Below are 26,049 nucleotides of genomic sequence, written 5' to 3'. Positions count from 1 at the left end.
TAAAACAGGTATACATACAAAATGATACAGGATAATGGTTAGGCTTAAACTTTTCCCATCTGATACATACTTAGAATAATCAACTAGAAAGCCGGTGGTTAGAGCTATGAAGAAAAGCTCATTTGTAATCGTAGCTAGTTTAATCATTTTATTAAGTGTAGTTATTATTGTGTACTATTTTAATTCAGATGAAATGGAAGTCACCGCTCTTGGGGATTCATTAGCATACGGGTTAGGCGACACAAGTGACAATGGATATATTGGAGATGTAGAGAAAAGGTACGAAGATGATTTAAAAACACAGCTTGTTGTCCATGATTATGGTGTTCCTAATGATACAAGCACTGATTTACTAAAGCGGTTAGATAATCCTGAAATTGCTAAAACAGCAAAACGCTCTGATTTTATTTTTATTAACATAGGGACTAACGACTTATTAAAAAGTACAGATCGTTTAACGAAATTTAATAAAGAAGAGCTTTCTGCAAACGAGGAAATTTATAAAGAAAATCTAAACCAAATCATTAAAAAAGTACAAGACAAGGAACACCCAAAGACCATTTATATCTTGGGCATATATAACCCCAAGGTCAAATGGAGTGCAATGTCTGTCGTAAACGAAGCGGTATCAAATTGGAATGCTTCAACAATTGAAATAACTAAAAAAATACAAATACAGCTTTTATTCGTACGGATGATCTCTTTATCAATAAAAATAAGCGGGATTATTTCTCAGATCATCTTCATCCCAATGAAAAAGGGTATGCATTAATCGGGAAAAGAGTATATAAAACAATTAGACAAAGCTCTGATTACAGATAGATTTATAGTCAATACATTCCATTGACGCATCATGAACAATCTGTTATTCTTCAAAACGGAACATAATTTAATTAAATATAAGTCCTCACATTAATCTCGGTGAGGTAGAGGTCGCATTAATTATGAGTAGGACTGTTAGAGGCAAGTGGTGCTTATGACAACAGTTTGAAAGGAATTGATGCCGAAATGTGTTTTTGTCCACTATAAAAATTCATTGGGGCTGCATTTAATAAGTGCAGAACTGTCGCAGAATTTTCTGCGTTGAGCTATGAGGGATTATGTGGGAAGCTGATTATAACACGTATGGGCTGTTTCCATACGTGTTTTTTTATTGGCGTAAAATCAACAGGAGGTTATTACAGCATGAAAAATAATAATTGGAGTGTATGGCTTCTGACGGCGTTTGTTGTTGGAAATATGGTAGGGTCAGGTATCTTTATGCTTCCAAATACATTAGCACAAACAGCAAGCCCATTGGGAGTAACCGCTGCTTGGGCCGTTACAGGTTTTGGGGTTTTAATGATCGCATTAGTTTTTGGTTCGTTGTCTATTAGAAAACCAGAATTAACAGCTGGTCCGCAAAGTTATGCAAGAGCCTTATTTTCAAATCCGAAAGCAGGAAATGTTGCAGGATTCAGCATGGTATGGGGATATTGGGTAGCTAACTGGATAAGCAACGTCGCAATTATCACTAGTTTCGCAGGGTATTTATCAACTTTTTTCCCAATGATGCAGAGTTCAAAGGTAGTAGGAACCGTATTAAACCAAGAAATACAGCTTGGAAAAGTGATCACATTTATTGTTTGTACGGTATTGCTATGGTTTACTCATTTTATTCTAGTTAAAAGTATGAATGGAGCTGGTAAGCTTAACTTTGTAGCGACCGCTTCAAAAGTGATCGGGTTTATGTTATTTATTGTCGCTGCATTATTCGCGGTTGAATCTACCTTATTTGCTGATGCTTACTTCCCAGTAGTCGATGAGGCAGGTGTTTCTCATGGACTTGGAAGTCAAATTAACATGGCTGCTATTGCAACGTTATGGGCATTTGTTGGTATAGAATCAGCGGTTGTGTTGTCAGGAAGAGCTTCTTCTCAAAAAGATGTTAAAAAAGCTACGATTATTGGTCTTCTTATTGCCCTTAGCATTTACATGATCACTACGTTACTTACGATGAACGTATTGCCAAGAGAAGTGCTTATGGCTTCAGACAAGCCATTTGTCGATGTATTATCAGCATTGATTGGAAATACAGGTGCATCTCTCATGGGTCTATTGGCTGTAATTTCGTTATTTGGTTCAACGATTGGTTGGATTCTGTTAAGTTCCGAAGTTCCTTATCAAGCGGCTAAATCAGGTGTATTTCCAGCTTTCTTTGGTAAGGTTAATAAGAATGGAAGTCCAGTTAACGCATTAGCTATTACAAATATTATGTCTCAAATCTTTATCTTCTCTACGATTTCAGGGACAATTGGTGAAGCGTACACGTTCCTAACAACTTCAGCTACACTTGCCTATTTGATTCCGTATCTGATATCAGCTGTTTACTTCTTAAAGCTTGTTTATAAAGGTGAAACATATGATCAGATCAAAGGATCCCGGGCCAGAGACGGAGCGATCGCTTTATTAGCATTCATCTACTCAAGCTGGGTTATTATTTCAGGGACAGCGGATGCTAAAACATTCACATTAGGCATTGGTTTGTTCTTTTTAGGATTTGTTGTATATCCTATTTTTAATAAATATACCGATAAAAAAAGTAAAACCTCTGATTGAGGTTTTCTTTTTTCACTTTACCGTATAATGTGAGTTAACTTCATAAGCTCGTATAATCGCAGGGATATGGCCTGCAAGTTTCTACCAAACCCCCGTTAAGGGTTTGACTACGAGTGACGCAAACTTTCCAAACATCCTTACAATAAGGTTGTATTGGGTTATTTTTATTCCGTTTTCTATACCGGAGAATTGCTTCACTCGAACAGAGAGAAGCGGTTCTCCGGTTTTTTGTTATTTAAAAATAGATTAAGAGGTGGACCAATGAATTTTTTAGAAAAGAAAATTTGTGATGAGGGTGTTGTACTGTCCTCATCTGTGCTAAAGGTTGACTCGTTTTTAAATCATCAAATCGACCCTGAATTTATGAAGCAGATCGGTACTGAGATAGCAAATCGGTATAAAGCAGTTGGAATTACAAAAATAGTAACGATTGAATCTTCAGGGATCGCACCTGCCGTTTTTGCAGGATTAGAACTCCAAGTTCCAGTAGTTTTCGCTCGCAAAAAGAAATCATTAACACTAACTGAAGGCTTGCTGACATCTTCGGTTTATTCATTTACAAAGCAAGAAAAAAATGAGATATCCGTTGCGAAGAAATTCCTTCAATCTGGTGACAAAGTTCTAATCATTGATGATTTCTTAGCACACGGAGAAGCGGCCCTCGGACTTGCCGATATTGTAACAAAAGCGAATGCTCACATTGCCGGGTTCGGGATTGTTATTGAAAAATCATTTCAAGTGGGACGACAAAAACTAGAGGAAAAAGGGTACCGAGTAGAATCCATTGCAAGAGTGAAAGAAATGAGTCCAAAAGGAATTACCTTTATTCAAAGCGAGGTGATGTCATCATGAAGAAAGGGAAAGTATTCTCACTAGGAATTCAACATGTTCTAGCGATGTATGCTGGAGCGGTAATTGTTCCCTTGATCGTTGGCGGTGCACTTAAACTATCACCTGAACAGCTTGCCTATCTAGTAGCAATCGACCTTTTAACATGTGGACTAGCAACACTGCTGCAAGTCTGGCAAAACCGCTTCTTTGGAGTTGGTTTACCCGTTGTATTAGGTTGTACGTTTACTGCCGTAGGTCCAATGATTGCAATCGGAGGTCAATATGGAATAAGCGCGATCTACGGTGCTATTATTGCAGCAGGACTGTTCGTGGTGATTTTTGCGGGTGCTTTCGGGAAAATACTTAAGCTGTTTCCTCCAATAGTAACAGGATCTGTCGTTACGATTATCGGGATCACACTGATTCCGGTTGCTATTAAAGACATGGCAGGTGGAGCAGGGAGTGAAAACTTTGGTTCACCACAAAATCTCATCCTATCATTTGGAGTACTTGGTTTCATCTTACTTCTTTTTCGATTTTCTAAAGGATTCATTCGTTCTGTATCCATCCTGATTGGTCTGATTGCAGGAACAGTTGCATCTGCATCTATGGGTTTGGTTGATTTTACTCCAGTTATGCAGGCTTCATGGGTTCACATGCCAAAGCCATTTTACTTTGGGATTCCAACATTTGAGGTCGGAGCAATTATCACCATGATCCTGGTTGCAATCGTAAGCTTGATTGAATCTACTGGAGTGTTCATGGCACTAGGTAAAATATGCGACCGCAACCTGACACCTAAAGACTTAACAAAAGGGTATAGAGGAGAAGGTCTTGCTATTATTCTTGGTGGTATCTTTAACGCCTTTCCATACACAACGTATTCTCAAAACGTCGGGCTTGTCCAGTTGTCAGGAGTAAAAACAAAACAGGTAATCTATGTAGCTGGAGGAATGTTAGTATTCCTTGGCTTAATTCCTAAAGTTGCCGCACTTACAACGTTGATTCCAACGCCGGTTATGGGCGGAGCGATGGTCGCGATGTTTGGTATGGTATTTGCTTCAGGTATCAAAATGCTTAGTGAAGTGAACCTGGCAAAGCAAGAAAACCTTTTAATCATAGCTTGTTCAGTCGGAATGGGGCTAGGTGTAACGGTAGAACCAGAATTGTTCAGCAAGCTTCCAGAAAGTGTACAGATTTTAACAGAGAACGGAATCGTGTCAGGCAGCTTAATGGCTATTCTGTTGAACTTACTGTTTAACGCAAAAGCTAAAAAGGTGAATATCCCTCAAATACAAAAAAGTCAAAAGCAAGCTGTATAATAATAAAAGCGGTTATCCTCACTGTATCCAGTAGATGATAGCCGCTTTTTATGTTTACTCTGATCTAATTTTTCTTTCTTTGTCTTAGTCTTCTTCGTAGCCATGATTTTGTACATTTCCTCAGTAGCGAAGGCGCTCCTATTTGCCAATGGGTTAAGCGAACCTTCACGAATCATTTTTTCTCTCAATTTCCTTGCTTTCGATTTTGCCATAACAACATCCCCTTTAGGAATAATATACCATATGAATATGCAAAACACATGAATTTTCTCCTATTATATAATAGGTCTATATGATTAAAAAATATGTATTTAGTGTAAAGTTTCTGATTCTTCTCTATGTTCTCTATCTTTTAATAAACGGCACATGGTATTATATTTTGGGGCCAGACACGTTAGCCTCAATTATTGTAAAGGGGTTAGGGGACATGAAAATGAATCACAAAAAAGTAGTTTCTCTTACGTTAGCAATAAGTCTATTAAGTTCACCTTTAGCTGGAAATGCTATTGCAAAAATGCCAGCTAAAAAAGATGGTAAAGTTAATCTAAGAATCATGGAGACGACAGATATCCATACGAATCTTATTAACTTTGATTATTACAAAAACGCAGCTGTTGAAACTGTAGGATTGGCCAAAACAGCTACTCTTGTAAAGCAAGCTCGGAAAGAAAACAAAAACTCAATATTAGTTGACAATGGAGACCTTATTCAAGGTACCCCGCTTGGTACATATAAAGCAAAAATTGAGCCATTAAAAGAAGGTGAAGTTCACCCTGCTATTGCCGCTATGAATCTCATGGGATACGATATGGCTACTCTAGGAAACCATGAATTCAACTACGGATTAAACTTTTTGGATGAAACATATGATGATGCTAATTTTCCTTTCGTAAATGCAAACGTCTATGTGGATGATCATGATAATAACCCAAACAATGATGTTAACAAATATACGCCTTATAAAATTGTTAAGAAAATGGTTAAAGATGAAAACGGCAGACCAAAACTTCTTAAAATTGGTTATATCGGATTTGTACCTCCGCAAATTAACGAGTGGGATAAATCTCATCTAGACGGTAAAGTCATCACAAAGAACATTATTGAAAGTGCCGAAAAGTTTGTTCCTCAAATGAAGAAAAAAGGAGCAGATCTTATCATTGCACAAGCTCACTCTGGTTTTAACGGAAGTGACACAAATACAGAAGATGTGATCTATTCTTTAAGTAAAGTTAAGGGTATTAGTGCCATTACGTTCTCACACACACATAAAATATTCCCAGCAGCCGATGAAAAATCCTTAGATGCTTTATTTAAAGATGCTAACGGCAATGTACTTCCTGGAGTGGATAATGCTAAAGGAACGATTAACGGCGTACCGGCTGTACAAGCAGGTTATGGCGGAGGTTCACTTGGATTAATTGACTTGACCCTTCAACAAGAAAAAGGCAGCTGGAAGATCGTGGGATCTCAGTCTTCAGTAAGAAGTGCAAAAACAGTTACCCCTGATGAAAAAGTAGTTGAAGCCGTAAAAGATGTTCACGATGCTACCATTAAATATGTAAACACACCAATCGGTACAACAACTGATGACATTTATAGCTTCTTTGCACTTGTTCAAGACGATCCATCTGTTCAAGTCGTAACGAACGCACAAAAATGGTATGTAGAAAAATACATCTCTTTAAATAAGCCCGAATATAAAGACCTGCCAATCCTTTCTGTAGGAGCACCATTTAAAGCAGGAAGAAACGGTGTTGGTGAATACACTGAAATACAAAAAGGTCCACTTACAATCCGCAGCGCAGGAGATCTTTATCTATACGACAACACACTAAAAGCTTTGAAAGTAAAAGGATCTGTTGTAAAAGAATGGCTTGAAATGTCCGCTGGTAAATTCAAGACAATCGATCCAAACAAAACAGAAGAGCAAGAGCTATTAGATGGTGGTTTTCCTGTATATAACTTTGACGTAATTGACGGGGTTAACTATCAAATCGACGTAACGAAGCCTGCCAAATATGATAAAAACGGTGCAGTTATCAATCCTAACAGCAGTCGGATTATGAACCTCACATACAACGGACAAGCGGTCGACCCTAACCAAGACTTTGTTGTCGTCACAAACAACTATAGAGCTGGCGGCGGTGGAAACTTCCCAGGCGTAAAAGGCAGTGAATATGTTGTAGATTCAGCCGATGAGAACCGTCAAATCTTAATGGATTACATCACAGAGATGAAAGAAATAACACCAACAGCTGATAACAACTGGTCAATTGCGCCGATTACCGGCAATGCAAATGTAAATGTAACGTTTATTTCTTCACCAAATGGTCAAAAGTATACGAGTGCAGAGAGCAAGATCAAATACCTAAACAAAACAAACGTAGACGGATTTGGGATTTATAGTATTGACTTAAAATAAGAACAAAAGCAAAAGAGAGCCTATAAGGTTCTCTTTTTTCTTTTTAATAAAAGAAGGTTTATCCTTATTAAAGATAGAAATATAAATTTTAGTGACACATCTTACATAATCGTGATAAGATAAAATCGAACAAATGTTCTGTATCCCTAAAAACGAGACGATGAGGTGTAAAAAATGATTGTAGCAGTTAATCCTTACTTAGTTACAAACGGAAATGGAAAAGAAGCAGTACAATTTTATGTAGATGCATTTAATGCCGAACTAATTTCACTGCAGACTTTTGGAGAAATGCCAGAAGATCCGAATTATCCACTACCTAGTGAAGCAAAGGATCGTGTGATGAACGCCCAGTTTAAAGTAGGGGATACAGTAATGATGCTTTCAGATACGTTTCCTGGGATGCCTTACAACCTCGGAAACCAATTAAGTATTGCGATTCATATCGATACGGTTGATGACGCAAAGAAAGTGTTCGAAAAGCTTTCAGAAGATGGTAAAGTAACAATGCCTCTGCAAGAAACGTTCTGGAGCCCTTCGTACGGTCAAGTGACAGATAAATACGGTGTTGAATGGCAGGTTTCTACCATCAAACAAGACTAAATCTGAATTAAAAAACTAACCCCTTCTTTCTTCAAGGAGGGGCCTTATTGTTTACTCATCATCATAAATAGTTATTCCTTTTTCCAAAACTGTTCAAGTAGAATAACCATTATCGTTCCAACTAATAATCCGTTGCTCAATATATTTTGAATGACAGCAGGCAGAGTTTGAAAAGTCGTTGCGGGTAGAAACATAATTCCAATACTGACAACCATTGTTATGCCAAAGATGGTTAAACGTCTTTGGTCTAGTTCTTCCCTTAAGATCGATTGAAACGCTATGCCTATCATCTGCACAAAAGAAGCAAGAAGTGCTGCACTTGCAACTGGAGCGGGAGTAGAGCTAACACATGAACTATAGGTGGAAATAGGGAAATGGCTGATAAGGCTAAGCAAGCCACTATAAACGGTCTGACGCTTCTTTGTGCAGTTATTTTTATAAATCCTGCGGAAACCGGAAGCGGGACAACGCCTATAGTCGAAAATAAAGAAGCTATCCCATGAGAGACTCCACCAATCCATGTTCCACGCTTAATCGTCATTCCAAATTCTTCTTCATCCTCAGGTAAGACTTGTTTTACCGACGACACAGCAGCGATCGTATTTGAGACCAAAATAAAAGTAAAAAGGATCGCAGTTAATATAATGCCTGCATTGAACTTAGGCACTCCCCAGGCAAAAAACTCTGGCAACTTAATGAATGCTGATTGAACAGAAATTGAAGCGCCAGATTTTCCTAGAAGGAAATATATTAGCCAACCAGTTAATATCCCTAAAAAAACAGCATAGTTTTTTATCCATCCTTTACCTTTGTTTGTAAGAAAAAGAACTAGAATAAATACGCCTACTGATAACGTTGCTGTAATAAAATCGGGTGACATTGTACGTTTATCAAAATCCAACATTCCCTCAAGAAAAACGCCGCTTAGCTGAAGAGCTAGAATAAACAGAAAAGTTCCTGTAACAAGTGGAGTGAATAAAAATAGGATCCGATTAACATATCCCGTAACACCTAATAGGAATAACAATACACCGGCAACAAGCATGCTACCTTCTAACAATTGAAGCGTCTCAATCTTGTTTTGGCCGAGCTGAGTCGCAACCTCAGCCAATATTACGAAAACACTCACCCAAGATCCTGCAGGACCGTCTGCTATTGGATACCGGTGACCCAGATAGACTTGTAAAAACGATGTCAAACCTACTACTAAAAAAGTCCGCTGCATCAGTTCAGAGATCTCTTCAATTGACAATCCAAATACGCCTCCAATAACAATAGGCAATGCAACTGAATTTGCTAATAAGAAAATAAACCACTGAAGAACGCTTAAGCTATTATTAATTTTGAGCCTTTTCATAAAAATCACCTTTTACAAATAGAATTCTTTACCTAAAATAGGATACAAGAAGTTAATCTATATGAAAAATATAAATAAATTAAGTTTTTCTAAATGTTTTCATATAGTTATGAAGGGAATTGTAATTATGGATATAAGACAACTACGGTATTTTATAGCCATCGTAGAGGAAAAACAAATATCGGCTGCTGCTGAACGACTCCATATTTCTCAGCCTCCATTAAGTCAGCATGTTAGGGCGATGGAAGAAGAAATAGGCTCAAAATTAATAGAAAGACATGGCAGGCAAATTACAGTTACACAAGCGGGCGAAGCGTTATACAAATATGCTTTGCAAGTAACACAAATCATGGATGAGGCAAAAACTGAGGTAAGGGAGATTGGAAACGGAGTAAATGGTAAATTAAAGTTGGGAATTAATACTTTCTCCTCACACGAACTCCCAACTTTTCTACAAAAGTTCCATGAGAAGTTTCCTTCCATTACTTATACCATTCAACAAAATGAATCTTCTCATCTGTGTCAGCTAGTAAGAGAGAGAACAATTGATCTTGCCATCATACGTTTACCTTTAGAGATAGATGATTTTAACATGTTTCCATTACGTGAAGAGGCTTTTTATTATATTTCTCCAACTGAATATCATGGTGACCAAGTCATTTCCCTTAAAGAAATCAGCAAATCACCGCTCATTCTTCCAAGTACAACAGGATTAGGAATACACTATCGTATATTAGAGGCTTTTTCCAAACTTCAAATAACCCCGAATATAATAGCTGAGTGTTCAGATATAATGGTAATGTTGCAATTGGTAGAATGTGGAGTGGCCTCAGCTCTGGTTCCTGAAACGGTCATAAAGCAAAACAGGAATCATAATGTAAAATTTAAGAAAGTGAACGAATCTGAACTAACAGCTTCAACAGGCTTAATCTGGTTAAAAGATCATTATCTTTCCAAAGCAGCTCGAAACTTTTTAGAGTTGTTTACTAAATAATCATCCACAGTATAATTTTTAACAAACATATTATAATAACGAGACTAAAACAAAGTCGTTGATTGTTTAAGGTAAACATATTATAGTTATTTGAAATGACGCGTCAATAAGTTTAAACATTTAATTTAATATGGGATAAAGTGATAGGAGGCGTCCTTATTGAATCATTCATTCACCATAGAAGAAGAGTCAAAAGAAACGATTGATCAGCTGATACAAGCTCAAAGGACTTATTTCAGAAGCGGGAGAACACGATCTTATGAATTCCGTATGAAAGCTCTAAACAATCTTTCCAAACTGATTCGAAATAACGAGTCAAAGATTCTGCATGCATTAAAGTCAGACTTAAATAAATCAGAGACCGAAGCTTATACAACAGAAATCGGTTTTTTATTAGAAGAAATTCGCCATACACAAAAACATCTTAAAAAGTGGATGGAACCGAAAAAAGTTAAAACAGCAAAAACACATTTCGGATCAAAAGGATATACCATATCTGAGCCATACGGCGTTACGCTCATCATTGCACCTTGGAACTATCCGTTTCAGCTGCAGCTCGCTCCATTAATCGGCGCAATAGCAGCGGGAAACACAGCTATTCTAAAACCATCAGAACTAACACCACATACATCTAAGCTAATCGACGCATTGATAAAAGAATATTACCACCCTGACTACATTGCTGTTGTAGAAGGCGGAGTTGAAACTACCCAGATCTTACTAGATCAACCGTTAGACTATATCTTTTTTACAGGAAGTGTACCGGTAGGGAAAGTGGTCATGGAAGCGGCAAGCAAGCGGCTCATTCCAATCACACTAGAACTTGGCGGTAAGAGTCCTTGTATTGTTGATGAAACAGCATATATTAAGCTTGCTTGTAAACGAATAGCATTTGGCAAATTTACAAACGCAGGCCAAACGTGCATTGCCCCAGACTATTTGTACCTTCATAAGAATATACGTCAGGAATTTATCGAAACATTTAAAGAAGTGGTTAAAGAGTTTTATGGAGAACAGCCTTTGCAGAATGAAGCATACGGGAAAATTGTGAACGATCGTCATTTTAATCGTTTGAAAAGCTATTTATCAGACGGGGAGATTCTTTTTGGTGGTGGTTATGACGAAGCAACTGAAAAAATCGAACCTACGCTAATGGTTCCCGCAGATTCATCTGTTCCTGTCATGAGCGACGAAATCTTTGGTCCAATCTTTCCGGTCATGGAATACGAGGATATTGATGAAGTGATTGAATTTGTCGTGAGTCGCCCTAAACCACTAGCTTTGTATTTGTTTACTACAAATAAAGAAATAGAAGAAAAAGTAGTAGGAAACATTTCGTTTGGTGGCGGATCAATTAATGATACGTTAATGCACATCGCAACGCCTTATCTGCCATTTGGAGGAGTAGGCGAGAGCGGGATTGGCAGTTATCATGGGGAATCCAGCTTTGTGGCATTTTCTCATAGCAAAAGTGTACTAAACCAGACGAACAAATTCGACTTTAGTTTCCGCTATCCGAATGCGGAGAATGGTCTGAAGATGATTAAAAAGTTTATGAAGTAGTTCCATGTATGAGGCGTTGTCACATTGTGATAGCGTCTCTTTTATATACAAAAGTGCCAAAAATTTATTAATTATCTCTCTTATCATTCCATAAGTTACCTGTAGTTTTACTTCAGAAATACTAGTTAAAAGATTGACAACGCTTACATTCTTTAGTTTAATGTTGTATAAGTTAATTATTAGAGTATGCAGGAAATTGGAGACAAGCATAAATCCTTTTAGAGGAATTATGCTGTCTTTTTTTATTAAATACAGAAATGAGGGATATGTAGTGAACAAGAGGTTAAGTATACTTTACACCTTGATATTCAGTTCGGTTATCGTGTTCAATGGAAATCAAACTACTGCTATAGCACAAGAATCATCAAGTGATGGATTTCTGACGGAAGAGGGGCTCCCGCCACCTGGAGCGAATGATTCAGCGTGTAAGCCTACTGCTGAGCACCCTGAACCCATCGTGCTCGTGCCTGGAACTTTTGAAACGATGGAAAGAAACTTCATAAATCTTGCACCCTTGTTAAAAGAAAAAGGGTATTGTGTTTATTCATTAAACTACGGTTATACCGGTACAGTTCCTGCATCGGGTCCAATTGAGGATTCGGCAGCAGAACTTAAAACTTTTATTGATAACGTTTTAAACTTAACTGGAGCTGAAAAAGTATCAATCGTCGGACATAGCCAAGGAGGAATGATGCCTCGTTATTATATGAAGAACCTGGGTGGAGCTGAAAAGGTAGAGGATTTGATTGGACTTGTTCCATCTAATCATGGTACAGAAGGGGTAGCGGGCCTTACAAAGCTTACATCAACTGGAGCCGATCTTGCCTCTTGCAAGGCGTGTCAGCAACAAGCTTCAGGTTCGGATTTTCTTTTAGCACTGAATGAAGGTGACGAAACACCAGGTGATGTATCATACACGGTTGTTACAACACGTAATGATGAGATTGTTGTTCCTTTTACATCCGCTTTTCTAAACGGAGAGAAAGAGAACGTAACAAATGTCACGATTCAGGATTACTACCCATACGATCAAATTGAACATCAGAACATTGCTCAAGATCCACTCGCTTTTAATTTTGTTTTCGATGCACTTGAGCACGAAGGACCCGCAGATCCCAAGAGAGCTGTCGGCATATTTAAATAGAAGTAGTACCTTTTTTGCTAAAACTAATTGTTTTATGAAGGAAAGTTTCAAATATAAGGCGCTTTCACTTAGTGTGTAGCGTCTTTTTTATATAGAAAAGTGCCAAAAACCCGCTTTAAGAACATATGTTCGGTATGATATAAGTATACGAATGAGAGCAAACGTAACAGCTAGGTACATTAATTCGGTTCTGCAGAAAAATAACGTAGAACGACAGGCACACAGCAGTTGGTTAAGAAAATATACTGTAAATGAAGATTACTTCAAAACATGGTCAGCATCGATGGCCTATGTATTAGGATTTTTTGCTGCTGATGGGTGTTTGCCACAAGACTTGCAAATGGTTAGTTTTTCACAAAAAGACCCCGAGATCCTCGAAGACATCAGAAACGAACTCCAATCAACACATCCAATTAAATCAAACCCCAGAACAGTCGTACATTTATTAAACATCTCTAGCAAGATTATGAAAGAAGATTTAATGCACTTACATGGGATGGTACCAAAAAAATCAACAACACTCGAGTTTCCTTATGTACCAGAGGAGTATATAAGTCATTTTATTAGAGGGTATTTTGATGGTGATGGGAATATTAACTTTGAAAAAAGAACAGTATCGTTTGTTGGTGGTTCTATAGTATTCATGGAACATCTTAAGAAAAAATTAGAATGTTATTCATTTGAACCTTTCATAGTAAGTAATGAAAAGTATCATAGATTATTTCTTTCTGGTAGAAAAACCGTTTACAACTTTGGAAACTGGATTTATAAAGATAAAAACTTATATTTATTAAGAAAACACATTGAATTTAAAAGAGAAATACTACCACCTGAACAATTAAAGGTCCGTCCATTTAAAATTACTAAATCTGCTATACAAGCGAGAAAATCATTATTACTTAAGAATTACAAAACAAAAGCAGATTTATTAGAAGCCTGTAACAGCGCAAATATAAAAATACAAACTGTTCATCGTTGGTTGGATACTGATGAAGAATTCCAGCTAAAATTTAACTCCATTGCTACTGAGAAGGAATAATAATAAGTAAAAAACACAGATCGTAATTAACGCTATCTGTGTTTTTTCATTGTTTATTATGGAAAGAGGAGAGTAGTAAATCTAATTAAAAGTTAGTTTATTATTTTTAATTAGGTGACATAATATCTATTCTCGGCACCCATGTGAAACTAATGAAAACAGGTCTCATAACCAAAGATTACTTAGGATAGTGAGACGAAATAGAAAAATAGGATTGATTTTTACATCGATTAATACATTGGATCTGTAGTTAAAATATTTGGTCATAATTTGGCCTTTAGTTGCATCAACAATTTCCTTGGAGCTCATTTTCATCTCTCCAAGGATTATCCGTACAAACTGGTTGATCCATTTGTTCTGCTAGCTCTTCACATACATCAGCTATATACTGATCCACTTGTTCAAATCGCTGAACAATTCACTGAATTTCTTCCTTTGGAGTCAATGTTGTTTTGTTTTTAATATATAACAATCAGCAATATGTATAAGTGTATTTCTGATGCTACTCCAGCCAATTTCGAAATCACGTGTAAAGCCTTCTTTGCTAATTTTCCACAAAATTTAAGTAGTTCTTTCTGATTTCGCTTAACCCCACTTGTATTTATTTTTTTCAACTCTATATCACCTTGTTATTTATTGTAAAGTTTTACCATTTAAATCATACTCTTATATACTAAGTACGTAATATACCTCGTAAACTCCTCTTCATTTGCACTTTTCAGGATTCATAGTATAATGTTAAACATTAATTCCGATAAAATTAATAGGAAAAGGCGGGATAGTGTGGCTAAAACAGCTTTAAATACAAAAATGAACAAAGCGTATAAAAGCCAGCCAACTACGGAAGTAACTGAACTTAGTCCTATGCAAAAACCTTTAGTGGCATTAGGCGTTTTAGCTGCAATTATTCTTCTTACAGCGATCGTCAATGTTGCTGACTGGACTCAAGGAACACTTTTTATTATCGGCATACTGCTTGGCTGTGCACTGCTTTACGCACGTTTTGGATTCACTTCAGCTTTTAGACGGCTTGTGTCTGTTGGAAACGTGCAAGGATTGCAAGCGCATATGGTGATGCTTGCAGTTGCTTCGGTATTGTTTGCAATTATTTTTAGTACTGGTTTTAGTTTTACGGGTGTTGAACCAACAGGAAATGTATCACCAGTTGGCATTAGTATCTTAGTTGGTGCTTTTCTGTTCGGTATTGGGATGCAGTTCGGAAACGGATGTGCGTCAGGAACCCTTTATTCTTTAGGTGGCGGATCATCATCTATGATTTTAACCCTTATTTCATTTATTGCAGGATCTGTTCTAGGGGCTTACCACTTCACATTTTGGATGGGATTGCCTTCTCTTCCACCGCTTTCATTAAACCAAATTCCAGGACTCGGCTATTTCGGCGCTTTAGTAGTCCAGTTAGGATTGTTTGCTTTAATTTATTGGGTAACCGTTCAAATTGCTAAAAAGAAGAATCCACCTATGATGAAGCCACTGCCGACTACTGTTGGATGGAAAAAGGTACTTCGTGGTTCATGGCCGTTGTTTACAGCAGCAATCGTGCTCGCATTATTAAATGCATTAACATTAGCGGTTAAAGGAAGTCCATGGGGTATCACATCAGCGTTTGCACTATGGGGCGGTAAAGCCATGATGGCAACTGGTGTTGACGTATCTACTTGGGGTTATTTCGATGGCAAGAATGGTGAAGCTCTTACAAAAAGTGTCCTTGCAGATGGAACAAGCGTAATGAACTTCGGTATTATGCTTGGCGCATTTATTTCAGCTTCCTTCCAAGGAACGTTTAAACCTGGAAAGATCAAACCTGGTATTGCTGGCGCTTCTATAATTGGTGGATTAATGATGGGCTATGGTGCTCGCTTAGCATTTGGCTGCAACATCGGTGCTTACTTTAGTGGAATTGCTTCATTTAGTCTTCACGGCTGGGTATGGGCAGTTATGGCTATGTTAGGTACGTATCTAGCTCTGTTCGTTCGACCAATGTTCGGATTAAAAAATCCAAAATCTACAGATTCAGTTTGTTAACAAATAAAAGCTAATGGCCGTTATTTACAGCCATTAGCTTTTTTATCGTTTTTTATTTTGAGGAAACTTGATACAACAATTGCCCTATCTCACCCATAATACGCCTTGGCTCAGAACGTTTAGACACATTTTTACTGAGAACAGAAACAGCATAAGTTTGACCAGGAAAATAAAGCAGCCCTACATTATGCTCGATCCCTGGTACATATCCTGTTTTGTGCGCAATTTCCCAATTCGGAATCATTCCGATTACACCTTCTGTCTCAGGAAGCAGACTTGGCAGCAAATCATTCAACTTCTGCTGTTTTAAAATATCAATCATCTTTTTACACGAATATAAAGAAACCACAGACCCAATTGCTATTTTCTTTAAAAATTCATTAATTTCATGAGCGGTTATGACATTCATCTTTCCTGGTTCTCTAGCAGCTTTAATTTGCAGTTTGTGATGTAGGTGACTTTGGTCAAATCCCCATTCTTTCATGTATGTATTAATCTGATCTATACCTACCAAATCAATCAAAACATTAGTAGCTGTATTGTCACTTTCAATAATCATTAATACGATTAAATCATGAATGATCCATTCCATACCAGGTGACAAATGCTTTATGATACCATCCCCAGGCACAATGTCTTCTTCCCTCACCGGAATTTTATCAGATAATGAACATTTCCCTTCTGCAGCATGAGCAAATACAGCAGCCATAATTGGCACCTTAATAATGCTAGCTGAGTAAAAAAGCACATCTGAATGAGATTCAAAGCATTCTTTCGTTTCAAAATGATAGATCGAAACGCCATATGTTCCTTCTACAGAATAAATCAATTTTAGTAAAGCTTGTTCGTTTTGTTTAAGCATCCCCGCTTACCTTCTTTCATTCTATAAGGCAGATCTATTAATCAAGGCTTATTCCACTATGTTTCTTTGAGTAAGCAATCTTAAATATTTCCAGGTAATCTTCTTTTGTTATTTCCCTAGCATTGCTTGGTGTAGAGCCATTCAAGAATGAGGACTCAGCAAGATAATCGAAATCGGTCTCGTTCACTTCTGGTAATGAGGAGAACTTTGGAATGGATAGGTCTTCTGCCAGTTGCTTCATTTCTTTTACGAGAAGTGCGGATGCATCCTCATCAGGATCATTTGGAGAAGCAATTCCTAGTGTCCTTGCGATTGTTGCGTGTTTTTCTAGATTCGTCACTGCATTGTATTCAACGATGTATGGCAAGAACATGGAATTCGCGACCCCATGTGGAGTATCATATAATCCACCGATTGCTTCAGCCATGCAATGAACGGATGCTACATCAGCATGAGAAAAAGCCATGCCTGCAATTGTTGAACCGACCATTAAGTTGTATCGGGCTTCTTGATCATTCCCATTATTTACGGCTGTTCTTAAATAAGGGTATATATGTTTCATTGCTTGTAATGCAAGACCGTCTGAAATAGGATTCGACAGTTTACAAGTAAAAGCTTCTACTGCATGTACTAACGCATCCATTCCTGTGGATGCAGTTAAATGAGCGGGTAGTCCGTAGGTAAGTTCAGGGTCCACAATCGCTAATACTGGTGCGATATTGACGTCCTTGATCGTGAATTTAATCTTTTTTGCCGTATCCGTTATTACTGATGAACGGGTTACTTCTGCACCTGTTCCAGCAGTAGTCGGAACAACAATGATAGGAGTTACTTTTTTAGGTACGTTATCACGCCCAGCGTAATCCTGCGGCTCACCACCTAGGCATTGTAAGATTGCTATTGCCTTCGCTGAATCAATAACTGATCCTCCGCCTATTGCCAATATGGCATCGGCACGAAAATCTCTTGCGTCTTCACCACCCAATTTACAATCGATATCCCGCGGATTTGGTCGCACTTTATTAAACGTTCTGATTTCAAAACCTTGGTGTTCTAACATTTGAATAGCTTGTTTTACAAACCCAGTTTGCTCAATACCGGGGTCTGTTACAATAAAGATTCGTTTTCCTTCTAAGACATTTTTCAAGTGGATCCCTGCTCTTTTAAATTCACCGTTTCCAGCTCGAATGATGGTCGGCAGATTAAATTCGATGTTTTTCATGAACATAACTCCTCCCTCTTTTTTCATCATAATAGAAAAATGTATGCAATCAAACTAAACTGTCTTAATTATATGAAAATTTTAAAATCTACTTAGATAAACATTAATTCGATAATAAAAATAGCACCTTATTTCAGGTGCTATTGATCAACTCAATACATTAAAATACCTTGCTTCTGGATGGGCAAACACGATAGCAGATACAGAAGCTTCTGGCTCCATCATGCAGCCATCTGTTAACTGGATACCGATATCTTCAGGCTGAATTAGCTTAAATAGCTTTTGCTGATCTTCAAGTTCTGGGCAAGCTGGATACCCAAAGGAGAAACGCTGTCCTTGGTAACGTGCTGAAAAGCGTTCTCTCATTGTAAAGTCTACTGAATCTGGAAAGCCCCAGCGATCTCGCATCTGTTGGTGAACAAGTTCAGCAAAGCCTTCTGCTGTTTCTAAAGCTAATGCTTGGAGAGCGTGGCTTTCTAGAAAACGGCCTTCTTTTTTAGTTCTGCAGCTAGCTCCCGAATCCCGGTTCCAGCTGTTACAGAAAAGAAACCGACGTAATCCATTTCCCCGCTGTCTTTTGATTTTAAGTAGTCCGCTATACAAAGATATGGCTCTTTGTTTTGTCTAGGAAAATCAAATGTCTCGATAATCCTTTGTTGATCGATAGGGTCATAAATGAGTACACTGTCACCGTCACTTTGCGCTGGAAAGAATTGATACAGTGCTGAAGGCGTAATTAAATTCTTTTCCTTCGCTTCCGCCAACAGCCCGTCAACAACTGCTTTGATTTGAAGTGTTTTCTCATCTTTCTCTTGAAGCAGTCGAGAAATTTTCCCTTTAATCCCTAGATGATGCCCTAAAAGCATTTGTAAATTGATGTAAGGCTGTATATGGGATATTGAGTAATTTCTTAAAATGTGCCTTTTTGTATCTTTTGGAACGAAAACTGGAGCGGTCTGAGAAACTTTCGACCGGACCCTTACGGCTGTTGCAACTGACGAAGAGCCTTCATGACTCCCTGCATCAAGCACTACCCTTTTTTTCCTTTCCTTAAGTTCAACAGCCAGTATGTCATAATCTTCAGGCGTTTGAATTTGGTTAGCGAGTGAAAGTCCTTCCATCGCATCTTTCGCGTAAAGAACCATTCCTTCGTATTCCTTAGAAATCTTCGTATCGGTGAACTTTCTGGATAATGCCGCACCACCGACTAATATAGGGGTGGAGATGTTCGCTTCACGCATGTCATTTGCGGTTAAGACCATCTGCTGAGCTGATTTTACAAGCAATCCGGAGAGACCTATAATGTTAGGTTGTTCTTTTCTAATCGCTTCAATCAATTCTTGCGACGTTACTTTAATGCCTAAATCGACTACTTTAAATCCATTGTTGCTTAATATGATGTCTACCAGGTTTTTACCGATATCATGCACGTCACCTTTAACGGTTGCGAGTAGAACTTTTCCCTTTGATGCAGACTCATCATTCGTTTCCATGAATGGCTCCAAAAAGGCAACAGAGGCTTTCATTACCTCTGCACTTTGAAGGACTTCTGCAACGATTAACTGATTATCGTTAAAAAGTCTGCCCACTTCTTTCATGCCATCCATTAATGGTCCATTAATGATAGTTAGAGGTGTAGCGTATTGTTTTAAAGCAATCTCTAAATCAGGAATCAACCCTCTTTTGTACCTTCTAAAATGTAATATTGAAGCCGCTCTTCTAATGTCATATCAGGCAGCTTTGATTTGGTTTCTTTCTTCTTTCCTCTATAGAAGTCTGTAAAAATAGATAAAGCTTTCTCTGTTGTACGAAATAATAGGTTTTCTGCCATTTCAATCTCTTCCGGTGCAATGGAGGCAAAACGTTCTAGCTTTTCTGTATTTACGATGGCATAATCGAGTCCCGCTTGTGTGCAATGATATAGGTATACAGCATTTAATACTTCACGACCGACTGGTGGCAAACCAAAAGATACGTTACTGACACCAAGGATAGTTAAGCACTTTGGAAAATGTTTCTTAATTAATCGTATCCCTTCAACCGTTGCATTTGCGGATCCGATATACTGTTCATCACCAGTTCCAACAGGGAATACGAGTGGATCGAATATGATGTCTGAAGGTGAAACGTTATATTTATCCACTAAAAGGTCATACGATCTCTTAGCAATTTCCAATTTTCGCTCTGCAGATACACCCATACCTGTTTCATCGATTGTTCCGACAACAACTGCCGCTCCATATTTATGAAGAAGCGGGATCACCTTTTCAAACCGTTCTTCACCGTCTTCTAAATTAATAGAATTGATGATGGCTTTACCTTGTGAATATTTTAATGCGAGTTCTAACACATCCTCATCTGTAGAGTCGATGACAAATGGGATTTTCACTTTCTTAACCGCTTCTTTCATGAACTTCTCCATGTCGCTTAATTCATCACGGTCAGGGTCAGCTAAACAAACGTCGAGTACATGCGCACCGCCTTTCACTTGGGCTCTGGCAATTTCAGCCGCTTCTTCAAACTTCCCCTCAGCAATCAACCGTTTGAATTTTCGTGAACCGATAACATTCGTTCTTTCTCCTACCATGATCGGTCTTAACGTTGGATCATCATATATAAAAGGTTCAATTCCAGAGACCATATGAATTTCGTTTACTTGCAGGTGACGTGGTGGATAGTTCTTCATAACTGTTGATAGTGCTTCAATATGAGCAGGTGTCGTTCCACAGCAGCCACCAACGATATTTAGCCACCCTTTTCCTGCAAAACCGGAAAGCTTAGCGGCTAGTGATTCTGGTGTTTCATGATAATTTCCTTCTTCATCAGGAAGTCCTGCGTTCGGATAACAGCTCACTGCTGATGTGGATAGATTCGATAGGGAACGCATGTGATCTTGCATGAATTCAGGACCTGTCGCACAGTTTAATCCTACTGCGATCGGGTTCATATGCTTCAACGAAATATAAAAGGCCTCAATCGACTGACCCGCAAGTGTGGTTCCCATCGGTTCAATCGTTCCAGAAACCATAAGTGGGATTCTTTTTCCCGTTTGTTCAATAGCTTGCTCAATCCCTAAAAAACCAGCTTTTACATTGAGCATATCTTGACTTGTCTCTAAAAGGAGAAGATCTGCACCTCCGTCAATCAATCCTCTTGCTTGTTCAGCATAAGCATCTCTTAACGCATCAAATGTCGTTCCGCCCGTAACACTGAGCGTTTTTGTGGTCGGTCCGAGTGAGCCCGCAACAAAACGAGGCCACTGTTCTGTTGAAACAGCATCAACGGCTTTTCTTGCAATTTCCGCTCCAAGCTTATTGATCTCATAAGCTCTATGACCTAGTTCGTATTCATCCAGTACAAGATTCGTACCGCCGAATGTATTCGTTTCAATGATATCAGCGCCTGCCTCAAGATATTTATAATGAATGGATTCAATAACATGGGGTGCCGTTAAATTTAAAAACTCATTACAACCGTCATATGCCTCACCGCCAAAATCTTCTGGTGTGAGATTAGCTTCTTGAAGCATCGTTCCCATCGCACCATCCATGATTAAGATCTTTGATTCCAGCTGCTTTTCTATTGATGACTTAGGCATTCTGTGACCTCCTGGCTAATAGTGATGGATGGTTAGCTCGTGCATATTGTGCTAATTCCACGGTTAGTTCGTAACGCATAAATGGCGTGATCAGGTAGATGCCGTTGAAGAGTTCCATGGCTGTATCTAATAATGACTTTGCAATCATTAAGCCTTCTTTGCATGCTTGTGTTGGATCATCTTTATACTTGCCCATGCGATCACGCACAGAATCAGACAGTTTGATTCCTGGAACTTCATGGTGAAGAAACTCTGCGTTTCGGGAAGAAGTTAACGGCATAATCCCAATATAGATCGGTTTATCAATGTGCTTTGTAGCCTCATACGTTTCAATAAGTCTTTGTTCTGAAAAAACAGGCTGGCTGATAAAGTAATCTGCTCCATAAGCAATCTTTTTCTCTAACCGCTCAACTGCTTTATCAATGGACCGAATGTTTGGGTTAAAAGCTGCTCCTACCGTAAAGGATGTTTTTTCTCCAAGCTCTTTACCTGAAAGTGATAACCCTTCATTAAACTGTTTGATGAGCTTAATAAGTTCGAAAGAGGTGACATCATAAACAGATGAAGCACCTGGGAAGTCTCCGACGCTTGCGGGATCTCCAGTTACAGCTAGTATTTCATGGATTCCATGCGTGTGAAGTCCCATCAAGTGAGACTGAAGGCCGATTAAATTTCTATCGCGGCACGTAATATGAACGAGCGGGCGAAGGTTAAGTTGGGACTGCACAATTGACCCTAATGCAGAGTTACAAACACGTGGTGAAGCAAGTGAATTATCAGCGAGGGTAAGTGCGTCGATTCCCGCTTCTTTTAACGCCTTAGCTCCTTCCATAAAACGTGATGTATCTAACTTACGTGGTGGATCTAATTCAACAATAATAGATTGCTTTGTTTTTACTTCTTCACTCAATGGTACATATTTCGGTTTTGATGCTGACTGAATGACAATCTTTCGCTTTCTTTGCTTCACTTCTTTTTCTGTTACAGGCTCTACGTTTTGAAGTTCACTTGAGAAGGCACGAATATGAGCAGGCGTCGTACCACAACATCCGCCTAGTAAACGAACACCCTGCTGCCTAAACAAATGAGCACATTCTTTAAAATAATCAGCGTCCCCTTCATACTTAAAACGGCCATCTGTATAAGAAGGAAGCGATGCATTAGGAAACGCTGAAAGATAAGCCCGATTTGGTAATGGAACTTCCTCAAGCGTCATCAGCATGTGATACGGTCCAAGACGACAGTTCAATCCCACGACATCAGCACCTAAGTTCTCAAGCCGGGTCAAAGCATCTGAAATCGGAGTGCGGTCCTGCATAAAACCGACTTCCTGCAATGACACTTGAGCAATGATCGGAAGAGATGTTTCTTTTCTAGCAATCTCTAAAACCGTTTCTAGTTCTTGCAGGTCATAATACGTTTCTAATTGAATGCCGTCTACATTCTCCATCAACAAACAATACAGCTGCTCACGAAAACTGCGTTTGATCTCATCAAGGGAAATGCTATTTGGTTTAATGCCGCGTATTCCACCGATCGTACCTACAACATATTCACTTTGAGCGGCTTTTCTAGCAATTTGAACAGCGGCTTTATTGATCTCTTTTACGTGATCTTGAAGTCCGTAACGTTCAAGTTTCGAATAGTTCGCTGCATACGTATTCGTTTGAATGATATCAGCGCCTGCATTTAAATAAGCCCGGTGGATGTTATAGATCTGCTCTTCTTGAGAAAGATTTAACTCTTCATAACAAAAGTCAGATCCATACGAATACAGAAGTGTTCCCATCGCACCATCACCGATCAGTATCTTGTTTTGTTCTAAATCTGTGATTAAACTCATGATAGCCTCCTATATAAAAATAAAAAGCCTTCTATAAAAGAAGACTTTTTTAAAGCGTCGGGGTCTTCTTATCTTTACAAGTTCAACAGATGAACTCGCAGGAATTAGCACCTTTTCAGCTTATAGCTGCTGGTTGCTGAGGTTTCATAGGGCCGCTCCCTCTACCTCTCTTGATAAGGGTCTATTCATTTATGGGTTCATTTACTAACTTCCGATCTATCTTCTTTAATAATTCCTGTTTATACGAGCGTTGTTTTTCTACGTCATATAAAAAAGACCGATCTGTTAGCTTTGTTAATAAGTCTTTTCGATATTTTTCTGTATATTCCTTCTTAATGATGGATCTGCATTCAAATAAAAAATCTAAATAAGTTTCATAGTCTTCACTGTATTTTTGCTGAAGTTCTTTTTTTATAGATTTAGATAGACTGGGACTAGCTCCAGAGGTAGAAACTGAGAGAATGAGCTTACCTCTTTTTACAACACTAGGAACAATAAAATTGCCAAGGTGTGGTTGATCCGCTATATTCACAAGCTGATTTGAACTTGCCTGAGCTGCAATCCAAGTGTTAACTTCTTTAAAATTGGTCGCCGCAATGATTAGAAATACTTCTTCCAAATCTTCACGTTTCACTTCTCTTTCAATCCAAATCAGCTTTTTTCTGCATGCCATTCCTGAATCTCGTTAACAACAGTTGGACTGATTACAGTAATTTTTGCTTCTTCATTCAAAAAATCCTTAATTTTCCGATAAGCTACCAAACCACCGCCTGCTACAACGACCGTTTTACCAGACAAGTTTACATGTATGGGATACATAGCATTCCTCGCTTTTTAAGAAAATGCATATTTCTTTGTTTCAAGTGTTTCATTGATACGCGTGAGTAAAACATCTTTAAGAATAGAGTGGTAGCCTAGCGTCTCACAAAGAGTTACTTTTTGTTTAGATTGTTGCTGATAGCGGTTTATCGTAAGTTTCATCCCGTTTATTAATAGCCCTGAAAATAGAAGATAAGGCACAACAATAACTTGGTCATATAACTCGCGACTATTCCATAGAGCCTCTTCAAAGCTCGGTTCTGAACCAGTTAGAAAACAAGCTTGAATACTAGGAATCCCGTAATGGTTTTGAACGTTAGACGCGATAGTCTCTAGGTCCCGCTTTACATCTTGATCGGTGCTGCCTCTGCCCACAAGCAGAATATGGGGATTTTCTCTTAAACTAACTGCACTTTTGGTGATCTTCTCCCACAACAAATGCGAAATGGCTTCGTGTACACCGAAGGAACGCCCGTAAATCACTTCAACTCCTGGATATTTATTTTGCAAGTGGTGAAGTTCTTTTGGAATATCAACTTTTATATGGTTAGCACTTAATAAAAACACAGGAATAACAGAGATACTCGTTGCTCCTTTTTGTATACATGTTTCAAATCCTTGAGCGATAGAGGGTTCAGCAAGCTCTAAAAACAAATCTCTTTAATGGGCACATCAACTTGTGCCATACAGAGTTTCACAAATTCTTCCGCTTCTATAAGTCCTTTTTCCAGTCTTGTACCGTGACAGATAAATAGCAATGCCTTCATTTACAGAGCCTCGCTTATGGCAGCTAGCTCATTCGGTTCATCATTCAGCTGTTCAAACCATTTCAGTTCACTGCGAAGACGAACGACTTCACCGACAATGATCATGCTCGGATTCTCAATTTGTTCTCTAACCACGATTTCCTCAATCGTATCGAGTGTACCTGTAACGGTTCGTTGACTCTCTAATGATCCCCATTGAACAAGGGCAACTGGTGTTTCTTTGCTTTTTCCGTGTCTCGTCAACTGTTTACAAATATAACCTAGGTTGCCCACTCCCATATAAATCGCTAACGTATCAATACCGTTCGCTAGACTCTCCCATTTCAGTTCATCTTCTTCCCCTTTTTTACGATGACCGGTAACGACCGCAAAGCTTGAAGCGATATTTCGATGTGTAACAGGAATACCTGCATAAGCTGGTGCTGCAATCCCTGATGTTATTCCAGGAATCACCTCAAACGGAATACGACTTTTTGCAAGTGTTTCTGCTTCTTCTCCACCTCTTCCAAACACGAAGGGATCACCGCCTTTTAGACGAGTTACTACTTTTCCTTTTTGAGCGTGTTTAACTAAGAAACTGTTGATCGTTTCTTGCTTCATGAAATGGTAGTTTGGCAGTTTACCGCAATAAATTAAGTCGCAGTCCGGTTTTGCATAAGAGAGCAGTTCTTTATTCACTAAACGATCATATAAAATGACATCCGCTTCCTGAATACAACGCAGACCTTTTACGGTTATCAACCCTGGATCACCAGGGCCAGCTCCGACAAGATATACTTTTCCCATCATCATCACTCCTTAAGGATTTAATATCGTTTCACGTTCATATAGCACGAACCCGTTGCCTGTACGAATTCTTTTCTTTTCGTAAAGAGAGATCTCGTCAACATCAGGCTGTTTCAAAAATACTTCTCAAGTTCTATATCAACTAACTGAAAAGCCTGTTCATCAGTTGAAGCGGCTATGACAACGGGTATAACCGTTGATTTTGAAATTACTTCAAATCTATATAAATACATGGAGAG

The 26,049-nt window shown here is 38.5% G+C and carries 20 protein-coding genes, 3 pseudogenes and 3 riboswitches; of the genes and pseudogenes, 11 read left to right on the top strand and 12 right to left on the bottom strand.

The window, feature by feature from the left end; translation table 11 throughout:
* The first annotated feature begins 106 nt into the window (after nt 1-106).
* From ACEWFH_RS11465 to ACEWFH_RS11450, 4 genes are all read left to right on the top strand, one after another.
* Nucleotides 107-772, top strand: a complete 666-nt coding sequence (locus tag ACEWFH_RS11465; protein ID WP_473724166.1) for a GDSL-type esterase/lipase family protein — start codon at nt 107-109, stop codon at nt 770-772.
* A gap of 147 nt (nt 773-919) precedes the next feature.
* Nucleotides 920-1,099, top strand: a riboswitch (Lysine riboswitch).
* A gap of 86 nt (nt 1,100-1,185) precedes the next feature.
* Nucleotides 1,186-2,598: an amino acid permease gene (locus tag ACEWFH_RS11460; RefSeq protein WP_473724165.1), complete on the top strand. Its 1,413-nt coding sequence runs from the start codon at nt 1,186-1,188 to the stop codon at nt 2,596-2,598.
* Between the two features lie 28 nt (nt 2,599-2,626).
* Nucleotides 2,627-2,728: riboswitch (purine riboswitch) on the top strand.
* Nucleotides 2,729-2,859: 131 nt separating this feature from the next.
* Nucleotides 2,860-3,450 (top strand): xanthine phosphoribosyltransferase, encoded by a 591-nt coding sequence (locus tag ACEWFH_RS11455; protein WP_473724164.1) that lies wholly within the window; start codon nt 2,860-2,862, stop codon nt 3,448-3,450.
* A complete protein-coding gene (locus ACEWFH_RS11450; RefSeq protein ID WP_473724163.1) occupies nt 3,447-4,751 on the top strand; it encodes a nucleobase:cation symporter-2 family protein in 1,305 nt (434 codons plus the stop codon). The genes ACEWFH_RS11455 and ACEWFH_RS11450 overlap by 4 nt, the downstream gene beginning before the upstream one ends.
* On the opposite strand, the gene ACEWFH_RS11445 is transcribed toward ACEWFH_RS11450, so the two are convergent.
* The gene (locus ACEWFH_RS11445; RefSeq protein WP_473724162.1) at nt 4,733-4,963 is read right to left on the bottom strand and encodes a hypothetical protein; all 231 of its coding nucleotides are present in this window, start codon (nt 4,961-4,963) and stop codon (nt 4,733-4,735) included. The genes ACEWFH_RS11450 and ACEWFH_RS11445 overlap by 19 nt on opposite strands.
* A 215-nt stretch (nt 4,964-5,178) precedes the next feature.
* On the opposite strand from ACEWFH_RS11445, the gene ACEWFH_RS11440 reads away from it, so the two are divergent.
* Complete coding sequence (locus ACEWFH_RS11440; RefSeq protein WP_473724161.1) at nt 5,179-7,173, top strand: bifunctional 2',3'-cyclic-nucleotide 2'-phosphodiesterase/3'-nucleotidase; 1,995 nt, start codon at nt 5,179-5,181, stop codon at nt 7,171-7,173.
* A 174-nt stretch (nt 7,174-7,347) separates the two neighbouring features.
* On the top strand, nt 7,348-7,773 hold the full coding sequence (locus ACEWFH_RS11435; RefSeq protein WP_473724160.1) for a VOC family protein: 426 nt from the start codon (nt 7,348-7,350) through the stop codon (nt 7,771-7,773).
* 71 nt (nt 7,774-7,844) lie between these two features.
* Here the strand turns inward: ACEWFH_RS11435 and ACEWFH_RS11430 are convergent.
* A pseudogene (locus ACEWFH_RS11430) lies at nt 7,845-9,130 on the bottom strand (purine/pyrimidine permease).
* 61 nt (nt 9,131-9,191) lie between these two features.
* Between ACEWFH_RS11430 and ACEWFH_RS11425 the strand changes: the two are divergent.
* From ACEWFH_RS11425 to ACEWFH_RS11405, 5 genes are all read left to right on the top strand, one after another.
* Nucleotides 9,192-10,124: a LysR family transcriptional regulator gene (locus ACEWFH_RS11425; protein WP_473724159.1), complete on the top strand. Its 933-nt coding sequence runs from the start codon at nt 9,192-9,194 to the stop codon at nt 10,122-10,124.
* Between the two features lie 159 nt (nt 10,125-10,283).
* A complete protein-coding gene (locus tag ACEWFH_RS11420; RefSeq protein ID WP_473724158.1) occupies nt 10,284-11,687 on the top strand; it encodes an aldehyde dehydrogenase in 1,404 nt (467 codons plus the stop codon).
* A gap of 271 nt (nt 11,688-11,958) precedes the next feature.
* Nucleotides 11,959-12,831 (top strand): esterase/lipase family protein, encoded by an 873-nt coding sequence (locus tag ACEWFH_RS11415; protein ID WP_473724157.1) that lies wholly within the window; start codon nt 11,959-11,961, stop codon nt 12,829-12,831.
* 151 nt (nt 12,832-12,982) lie between these two features.
* Nucleotides 12,983-13,870 (top strand): LAGLIDADG family homing endonuclease, encoded by an 888-nt coding sequence (locus tag ACEWFH_RS11410; protein ID WP_473724156.1) that lies wholly within the window; start codon nt 12,983-12,985, stop codon nt 13,868-13,870.
* An 810-nt stretch (nt 13,871-14,680) separates the two neighbouring features.
* On the top strand, nt 14,681-15,913 hold the full coding sequence (locus ACEWFH_RS11405; protein WP_473727281.1) for a YeeE/YedE family protein: 1,233 nt from the start codon (nt 14,681-14,683) through the stop codon (nt 15,911-15,913).
* Nucleotides 15,914-15,965: 52 nt separating this feature from the next.
* Here ACEWFH_RS11405 and ACEWFH_RS11400 read toward each other — a convergent pair whose 3' ends face one another.
* From ACEWFH_RS11400 to ACEWFH_RS11355, 10 genes and pseudogenes are all read right to left on the bottom strand, one after another.
* Nucleotides 15,966-16,775 carry a serine hydrolase gene (locus ACEWFH_RS11400; RefSeq protein WP_473724155.1) on the bottom strand — a complete coding sequence of 270 codons (810 nt, stop codon included), beginning with the start codon at nt 16,773-16,775 and terminating at the stop codon, nt 15,966-15,968.
* A 37-nt stretch (nt 16,776-16,812) separates the two neighbouring features.
* Nucleotides 16,813-17,997, bottom strand: coding sequence for an iron-containing alcohol dehydrogenase (locus tag ACEWFH_RS11395; RefSeq protein ID WP_473724154.1), 1,185 nt, complete (start codon nt 17,995-17,997; stop codon nt 16,813-16,815).
* Nucleotides 17,998-18,144: 147 nt separating this feature from the next.
* Nucleotides 18,145-21,595 (bottom strand): annotated as a pseudogene (gene metH / locus ACEWFH_RS11390) (methionine synthase).
* Nucleotides 21,588-23,438 (bottom strand): bifunctional homocysteine S-methyltransferase/methylenetetrahydrofolate reductase, encoded by a 1,851-nt coding sequence (locus tag ACEWFH_RS11385; RefSeq protein WP_473724153.1) that lies wholly within the window; start codon nt 23,436-23,438, stop codon nt 21,588-21,590. The pseudogene metH and the gene ACEWFH_RS11385 overlap by 8 nt, the downstream one beginning before the upstream one ends.
* A 65-nt stretch (nt 23,439-23,503) precedes the next feature.
* Nucleotides 23,504-23,618, bottom strand: a riboswitch (SAM riboswitch).
* 1 nt (nt 23,619) lies between these two features.
* The gene (locus tag ACEWFH_RS11380) at nt 23,620-24,072 is read right to left on the bottom strand and encodes an NAD(P)-dependent oxidoreductase (RefSeq protein WP_473724152.1); all 453 of its coding nucleotides are present in this window, start codon (nt 24,070-24,072) and stop codon (nt 23,620-23,622) included.
* Nucleotides 24,073-24,089: 17 nt separating this feature from the next.
* Complete coding sequence (locus ACEWFH_RS11375; protein WP_473724151.1) at nt 24,090-24,257, bottom strand: precorrin-2 dehydrogenase/sirohydrochlorin ferrochelatase family protein; 168 nt, start codon at nt 24,255-24,257, stop codon at nt 24,090-24,092.
* A gap of 15 nt (nt 24,258-24,272) precedes the next feature.
* Nucleotides 24,273-24,911, bottom strand: coding sequence for a sirohydrochlorin chelatase (locus ACEWFH_RS11370; protein WP_473724150.1), 639 nt, complete (start codon nt 24,909-24,911; stop codon nt 24,273-24,275).
* A complete protein-coding gene (locus tag ACEWFH_RS11365; protein ID WP_473724149.1) occupies nt 24,902-25,024 on the bottom strand; it encodes a hypothetical protein in 123 nt (40 codons plus the stop codon). Before ACEWFH_RS11365 ends, ACEWFH_RS11370 begins: the two co-directional genes overlap by 10 nt.
* Nucleotides 25,025-25,810 (bottom strand): uroporphyrinogen-III C-methyltransferase, encoded by a 786-nt coding sequence (gene cobA / locus ACEWFH_RS11360; protein ID WP_473724148.1) that lies wholly within the window; start codon nt 25,808-25,810, stop codon nt 25,025-25,027.
* 12 nt (nt 25,811-25,822) lie between these two features.
* Nucleotides 25,823-26,043 (bottom strand): annotated as a pseudogene (locus ACEWFH_RS11355) (DUF3906 family protein).
* Nucleotides 26,044-26,049 lie beyond the last annotated feature (6 nt).

Source organism: Fictibacillus sp. EA-CB0309, from assembly GCF_055814265.1.
This window is presented reverse-complemented; position numbering and strand designations above follow the sequence as displayed.

Bases quoted from the DNA above. Each gene is read 5' to 3' on its own strand.
- ACEWFH_RS11435 (WP_473724160.1), top strand. From the start codon at position 7,348: ATGATTGTAGCAGTTAATCCTTACTTAGTTACAAACGGAAATGGAAAA.
- ACEWFH_RS11375 (WP_473724151.1), bottom strand. From the start codon at position 24,257: ATGTATCCCATACATGTAAACTTGTCTGGTAAAACGGTCGTTGTAGCA.
- ACEWFH_RS11410 (WP_473724156.1), top strand. From the start codon at position 12,983: ATGAGAGCAAACGTAACAGCTAGGTACATTAATTCGGTTCTGCAGAAA.
- ACEWFH_RS11395 (WP_473724154.1), bottom strand. From the start codon at position 17,997: ATGAAAAACATCGAATTTAATCTGCCGACCATCATTCGAGCTGGAAAC.
- ACEWFH_RS11465 (WP_473724166.1), top strand. From the start codon at position 107: ATGAAGAAAAGCTCATTTGTAATCGTAGCTAGTTTAATCATTTTATTA.
- cobA (WP_473724148.1), bottom strand. From the start codon at position 25,810: ATGGGAAAAGTATATCTTGTCGGAGCTGGCCCTGGTGATCCAGGGTTG.
- ACEWFH_RS11460 (WP_473724165.1), top strand. From the start codon at position 1,186: ATGAAAAATAATAATTGGAGTGTATGGCTTCTGACGGCGTTTGTTGTT.
- ACEWFH_RS11425 (WP_473724159.1), top strand. From the start codon at position 9,192: ATGAAAAATATAAATAAATTAAGTTTTTCTAAATGTTTTCATATAGTT.
- ACEWFH_RS11405 (WP_473727281.1), top strand. From the start codon at position 14,681: ATGAACAAAGCGTATAAAAGCCAGCCAACTACGGAAGTAACTGAACTT.
- ACEWFH_RS11445 (WP_473724162.1), bottom strand. From the start codon at position 4,963: ATGGCAAAATCGAAAGCAAGGAAATTGAGAGAAAAAATGATTCGTGAA.
- ACEWFH_RS11455 (WP_473724164.1), top strand. From the start codon at position 2,860: ATGAATTTTTTAGAAAAGAAAATTTGTGATGAGGGTGTTGTACTGTCC.
- ACEWFH_RS11450 (WP_473724163.1), top strand. From the start codon at position 3,447: ATGAAGAAAGGGAAAGTATTCTCACTAGGAATTCAACATGTTCTAGCG.
- ACEWFH_RS11400 (WP_473724155.1), bottom strand. From the start codon at position 16,775: ATGCTTAAACAAAACGAACAAGCTTTACTAAAATTGATTTATTCTGTA.
- ACEWFH_RS11385 (WP_473724153.1), bottom strand. From the start codon at position 23,438: ATGAGTTTAATCACAGATTTAGAACAAAACAAGATACTGATCGGTGAT.
- ACEWFH_RS11365 (WP_473724149.1), bottom strand. From the start codon at position 25,024: ATGAAGGCATTGCTATTTATCTGTCACGGTACAAGACTGGAAAAAGGA.
- ACEWFH_RS11440 (WP_473724161.1), top strand. From the start codon at position 5,179: ATGAAAATGAATCACAAAAAAGTAGTTTCTCTTACGTTAGCAATAAGT.